Annotated in this window: 5 protein-coding genes; 4 read left to right on the top strand and 1 reads right to left on the bottom strand. The window is 43.9% G+C overall.

Annotated elements, in window-relative coordinates; all coding sequences use genetic code 11:
* The first annotated feature begins 157 nt into the window (after positions 1 to 157).
* From QZY09_RS06055 to QZY09_RS06040, 4 genes are all read left to right on the top strand, one after another.
* Entirely contained in the window at positions 158 to 1,339 is a 1,182-nt protein-coding gene (locus QZY09_RS06055; RefSeq protein ID WP_295669565.1) for an alpha/beta hydrolase, read from the top strand.
* Between the two features lie 6 nt (positions 1,340 to 1,345).
* Positions 1,346 to 2,662 carry an FAD-dependent oxidoreductase gene (locus tag QZY09_RS06050; RefSeq protein ID WP_295669562.1) on the top strand — a complete coding sequence of 439 codons (1,317 nt, stop codon included), beginning with the start codon at positions 1,346 to 1,348 and terminating at the stop codon, positions 2,660 to 2,662.
* 129 nt (positions 2,663 to 2,791) lie between these two features.
* Complete coding sequence (locus QZY09_RS06045) at positions 2,792 to 3,586, top strand: DUF1365 domain-containing protein (RefSeq protein WP_295669559.1); 795 nt, start codon at positions 2,792 to 2,794, stop codon at positions 3,584 to 3,586.
* 84 nt (positions 3,587 to 3,670) lie between these two features.
* Positions 3,671 to 4,909: a cyclopropane-fatty-acyl-phospholipid synthase family protein gene (locus QZY09_RS06040; RefSeq protein WP_295669556.1), complete on the top strand. Its 1,239-nt coding sequence runs from the start codon at positions 3,671 to 3,673 to the stop codon at positions 4,907 to 4,909.
* A 93-nt stretch (positions 4,910 to 5,002) separates the two neighbouring features.
* On the opposite strand, the gene QZY09_RS06035 is transcribed toward QZY09_RS06040, so the two are convergent.
* The coding region (locus QZY09_RS06035) for an MFS transporter (protein WP_295669555.1) at positions 5,003 to 5,716 on the bottom strand (714 nt) is incomplete at its 5' end.

Raw genomic sequence — 5,716 nt, 5'->3', positions numbered from 1 at the left:
CTTTGCGTTCTCGTCTCCGTGATCTCTGTGGTTAAATTTTACCACAGAGTGCTCAAAGAAGGCGCAGAGAGGCACAGAGTTTTTATAGCGCAAAATATAATTTTGTATAATCCGTCTTTGTTCTACTTATGATACAGCCTCTACATAAAAAATTTCTATGATCCGTTTCTATTTACTTATCATCGTTTCCCTCATCTCCCTGCTGGCATTTTTAAAAGCTCCAGAATATCATTTGTGGCTGCTGGCTATCGGGGTGACTGAATTTCCGCTCATTTTCTTCGGCATCAGCCTGCTGCTTACCTTAACCGGTTTCTGGGCGCATAAATATCAAATGGCCGGCACTATTTTAGGCGTGGTCACCATGCTGATCTTTTTATCGCCGATTGTTCGGGCATATTGGGTTTCGAAGACTTTGAAAGCAGATATGGCGAAGGCATTTGAAAGCGCCGACGGCATAGGCAGGCCTAAATTATCTGCTGCTGCGCCCTTCAGTTTCTGGAATTTATTTAAAGGAAGCGATACGATTGGCTACCGGTCGATTACCTATGTAAAATACAAGGACACAGCGTTGAAACTGGATTTTTACCCGGCGCAGGACCAGGGAGCCGACTTCCTTGTACCAAAACCCTGCGTAATTGTAGTCCACGGAGGCTCATGGGCGGGCGGCGATAGTAAGCAGTTACCTGAATTAAACAGTTACCTTGCCCTAAAGGGTTATAATGTCGCCGCTATAAACTATCGCATGGCGCCTAAATGGCAACCCCCGGCACCAGTGGAGGATATTCAATCAGCAATAGCCTATTTAAAATCACATGCAGATGAACTGCATATCGACATTAAGAATTTTGTATTGCTGGGACGTTCGGCCGGCGCACAGATCGCTACGTTGGCCGCTTATACTATCAATGAACCATCGTTAAAAGGTGTAATTGATTTTTATGGCCCGGAAGATATGGTTTGGGGATATTCCATCCCGTCTAACCCGCTGATCATGGACTCAAGGAAGGTAATGGAGGATTATATCGGAGGCACATTCAGCAAAGTGCCTCAAAAATATTTTGCCTGCTCTCCTTTGGAATTTGTGAGCAAACAGTCGCCGCCAACACTTATCATACATGGCAGTAACGATGTGCTGGTTTCGCCTGAACACAGCCGCCGGCTTAACTTAAAATTACAACAAAACGGCATTAAACATTACTGGCTGAAACTACCCTGGGCCACCCATGGCTTTGATTATAATTTAAACGGCCCGGGCGGACAATTGTCTACCTTCGCCGTAGCAACATTTTTAAAAACTGTATGCCCCCCGACCCCTAAAGGGGGAGGAGTAAAATATTGATACTACATGGAAATAAATACAGGCACAATAAGCTCCTCCGCCAATGGGCGGATGCCAGGGGGCAAAACAGCCATTATCGGAACCGGAATAGCAGGCATGGGTTGCGCCCACTTTCTGCATCAGCAAACCGACCTTACTATTTACGAACAAAACGATTACATAGGCGGCCATACCAACACGGTTACCGTTGACGAGGATGGCAAGCCGGTTTATATTGATACCGGGTTTATGGTCTTTAACTTTAAAACCTATCCCAACCTCTGTAAGCTTTTTGATGAGATCAAAGCCCCGGTAAAAAAAACGGATATGTCGTTCAGCGTGCAGCATGTGCCGAGCGGTTTGGAGTACAGCGGATCAAGCGTTAACCACCTCTTCGCCCAGCGCAAAAATCTTTTCAACCTTAAATACATCAAGATGCTGAACCAGATCGGCAGGTTTAACAAGGAAAGTATAAAGATCCTGGATGATCCCAGGTATGCCAATTACTCCATCGGTGAATATGTAAAAGAATTTGGCTTTGGGGAGGATATGCTGTGGAAATACCTGGTACCGATGAGTTCAGCAGTTTGGTCGACCCCAATGGAGCAGATGCTTGATTTTCCGGCGGTAACACTCATCAGGTTTTTCCTGAACCATGGTTTTTTAGGGCTTGATACCCAGCACCAATGGTACACGCTGGAAAAAGGAAGCCAGGCCTACCGGGAAATTCTCATCAAACCATTTAAAGACCGCATCAGCATCAACCGCAAGGCGGTAAAGGTTAATCGGCAGGCAAACGGCAAAGTGGTGGTTCACGCTTCCGATGGCACCCAGGAAACATTCGACAGGGTAATTATTGCAGCACACGGTGACCAGGCGCTTCAAATGCTGGAAGCTCCAACCAGCGCAGAGGAAAGACTGCTGTCGAAATTTAAATACCAGTATAACAAGGCGGTGCTGCATACTGATAAGCGCATTATGCCCAAATCCAAACTAGCCTGGAGCAGCTGGAACTATCGCATTCAAATGCAGGATGGCAAACTGACACCCACCACCATTTACTGGATGAACCGCCTGCAGCAGGTATCTGATAAAAAAGATTATTTTGTTTCCGTCAACCCGCATAATGGGCTTGATGAAAAAAAGATCATCAAAGAACTGGATTATGAACATCCATTATTTGATGTACCGGCCATCAACGCACAGGCCGAATTGCACCGACTAAATGAAACCGGCCCGGTTTATTTTTGCGGCAGCTATTTTAAATATGGCTTTCATGAAGATGCTTTTGCGAGCGCGGTGGAGTTGTGCGCGCGGCTAACGCAGGGCTCTGCCCGGCGTTGACGTATTACGTCCTTTCAGGACTTAGCAATTTTTTCCAAGTCCTGAAAGGACGTCATAAGTTCGCGACGGGTATAGCCCATCGCACAAAGGTTTAACTTATTTCGTATATTCACTTAAGCAATTGCCCCAATGAATTCCTGCCTCTATAAAGCAAAAGTAATGCATCACCGGATGGCCCCTAAAGTGCACCGGTTCCATTACAACGTATTTATGTTTTATTTAGACCTGGACGAGATCGACGGCCTTTCCAAAAAACTGAAATTCATGAGCCGCAACCGGTTCAATCTTTTTAATTTCAGGGATAAGGATCATTTGCAATTACCGAAAGAAAACCCGGATACTTCCAAAAATATTCGGAAGCATATCACCAATTATTTAGCATCAAACGGCGTTACTATCGGCAATGGGCGCATTATGGTGCTTACCAATCTGTGTACCCTGGGTTACCAGTTTAACCCGGTTTCGTTTTATTATTGTTATGATGAAGCAGGCAAAATAGTATGTTCCATAGTGGAGGTTTGCAATACCTTTCTGGAAATGAAGCCCTATTTTTTGGGTTTGGAAACACTGAAGGACGAACAGTTTAAACTGAACACCACTAAGTATTTTTACGTATCGCCGTTTATTGATATGGATACCAATTTTGATTTCGACCTGCACATTCCCGGCGAAAAATTGCAGGTTAAAATTGATGATTATGACAAAGACGGTAACCGTTTTTTTATCAGTACCTTAAGTGGTAAGCGCAAGCCTTTAAAAGACGCCACCCTGCTGCTTTATTTTTTGAGTTTCCCGTTTATCACCCTAAAAATAATAAGTTTAATACACTGGCAGGCTTTAAAATTGTGGCTAAAAAAGATCCCCTACCATAAAAAAGGAGACGATCTGCCGCTGCAAAAAGAGGTATATCGCCCTTATAGTTAATTTAATTTTTTGTACCTTAACAAAACTTTCAACCAATTATTTTACGTACATATTTCACGCAACACGTACAGCATTTATTGAATTATGGCCAACACTATTACTATCGCAAAAAAAGGGAGCTTTTACCAGGATATTGTTTTGAAGTTCCTTTCCAAAATGGAGAACGGGACTTTATACCTTACCCTGCCAAACGGCGAACAGATCGTTATGGGAAATGGTGATGGTACAATTTCGGCGAGCATCATCATAAATAGCGAAGCGTTTTATAAACGTGTTATTTTATATGGCGATATTGGTTTTGGCGAAGCTTATGTGGATGGTTTGTGGGAGACGGACAATATTACCAATGTGATTAAATGGGTACTGCTTAACGTTGAAAATGCACCCGGTGTTTCGGGCAGTAATATCCAAACCCTTTCACTTAACCTGCTGAAGATCTATAATAAGCTGTTCCACAAAAAAAGAGCCAATACCGTTGAAGGATCACGAAAGAACATTTCGGAACATTACGACCTGAACAATGATTTTTTCGCCAGCTTCCTGGATCCGACCATGACCTATTCCAGCGCTTATTTTTATCGTGACGGGTTATCCCTGCAGGAAGCACAATTGGCCAAATATGAACGCTTATGCCGGCAGCTGCATTTAAAGCCGCAGGACCATGTGCTGGAGATCGGCAGCGGATGGGGCGGCAATGCTATTTACATGGCTAAAACTTATGGCTGCAAAGTAACCTCATTAACCATCTCCGAAGAGCAGCATAAAATGGCCGTTGAGCGTGTGGAGGCTGCAGGATTAAGCGGCAAAGTAAAGATCCTGCTGAAAGATTACCGCCTGATGGAAGGCACCTTTGATAAGATCGTATCCGTTGAAATGCTGGAAGCTGTGGGCTATAAATTCATGGACGTTTATTTTAAAAAATGCCACGAGTTGTTAAAGAAAAACGGCATCCTGGCCCTGCAGGTAATTACCTCGCCCGACTCAAGGTTTGAAAGCCTGCGCAAAGGTGTGGACTGGATCCAGAAACATATTTTCCCGGGCTCATTGCTTCCCTCTGTAGGGGCCATAAATAATTCGATCAATAAAACCGGCGACTTAACCCTGGTCGACCTGAAAGATATAGGGCTTGACTATGCTAAAACACTTAAACTTTGGCACGATGCCTTTAATGCAAATCTTGCCAAAGTAAAATCGCTTGGCTTTGATGAAACGTTCATCCGCAAATGGAACTATTATTTATGTTATTGCGAAGCTGCTTTTGCCATGCGCAATATCAATGTAATGCACCTGGTTTACGCCAGGCCGAATAATACGGCAAGATAGGGTGAGTGAGTTGAATGGGGATATTTAGCAGGGTAAGTCGTCGTTTGTACTTAAATGTTGATCAAAGTTAAACTTATTCAACCACTTAACTATTCAATTAATTTTCCTTTCCCTGAAACGGGTAAAGAAAATGAAGGCGATCAAACAAAGCACAAAACCACAGATGCCGTTAAGGCGCAGGCCATAATCGTGGCCGGGGTCTTTGCCATAAACAGTTAAAAAGGCAAATAGTGCTATTCCCAAAGTTTGCCCCAGTTTTACAAACAGGAATTTTACCGCGAAAAACATTCCTTCGCGGTTTTCGCCGGTTACCCGGGCGTCCCGTTCGGCTATTTCTGCAAGGATGGCGTTTGGTAAAATACCCAGCGACGCCAGAGGGAACGCTGCCAATAAAACCATTGTGTAGACCTGTGCCTTCGGAGAAACGGGGAATTTACCCAAAAAGTAGATCATGGCAAAAATCAGGCTCAACAGGGCGAATGAAAACAGCACCAATGATTTTTTTCCATATTTTCCGGAAATATAATTGATCAGCGGATAAAATATCAATGAGCCAATCACCATCGTTCCCATTAGCAAGCCCCCCATTGACTCGGGCAGATGAAGCAGCACGGTAACAAAATACAAAAGCCCACTGGATATAATGCTTAGCGCCATGTAAAAGGAAAAATCCGAAATGAGGTAATATTTGAAATTACGCTGGCTGAAGGTTTTCCGGATAGCGAGCAATATAGGCAAATGAGTTGGCTGTTTACTGACAAGGTATTTTCGCTCGTCGATAGCCAATACCGGGATCAGCATAATGAT

It is taken from the genome of uncultured Mucilaginibacter sp., assembly GCF_903913935.1.
Classification (GTDB): domain Bacteria; phylum Bacteroidota; class Bacteroidia; order Sphingobacteriales; family Sphingobacteriaceae; genus Mucilaginibacter.
This window is presented reverse-complemented; position numbering and strand designations above follow the sequence as displayed.

What these genes read in the sequence shown, in the direction of transcription:
- QZY09_RS06055 (WP_295669565.1), top strand. Translation starts at nt 158, where the DNA reads ATGATCCGTTTCTATTTACTTATCATCGTTTCCCTCATCTCCCTGCTG.
- QZY09_RS06050 (WP_295669562.1), top strand. Translation starts at nt 1,346, where the DNA reads ATGGAAATAAATACAGGCACAATAAGCTCCTCCGCCAATGGGCGGATG.
- QZY09_RS06040 (WP_295669556.1), top strand. Translation starts at nt 3,671, where the DNA reads ATGGCCAACACTATTACTATCGCAAAAAAAGGGAGCTTTTACCAGGAT.
- QZY09_RS06045 (WP_295669559.1), top strand. Translation starts at nt 2,792, where the DNA reads ATGAATTCCTGCCTCTATAAAGCAAAAGTAATGCATCACCGGATGGCC.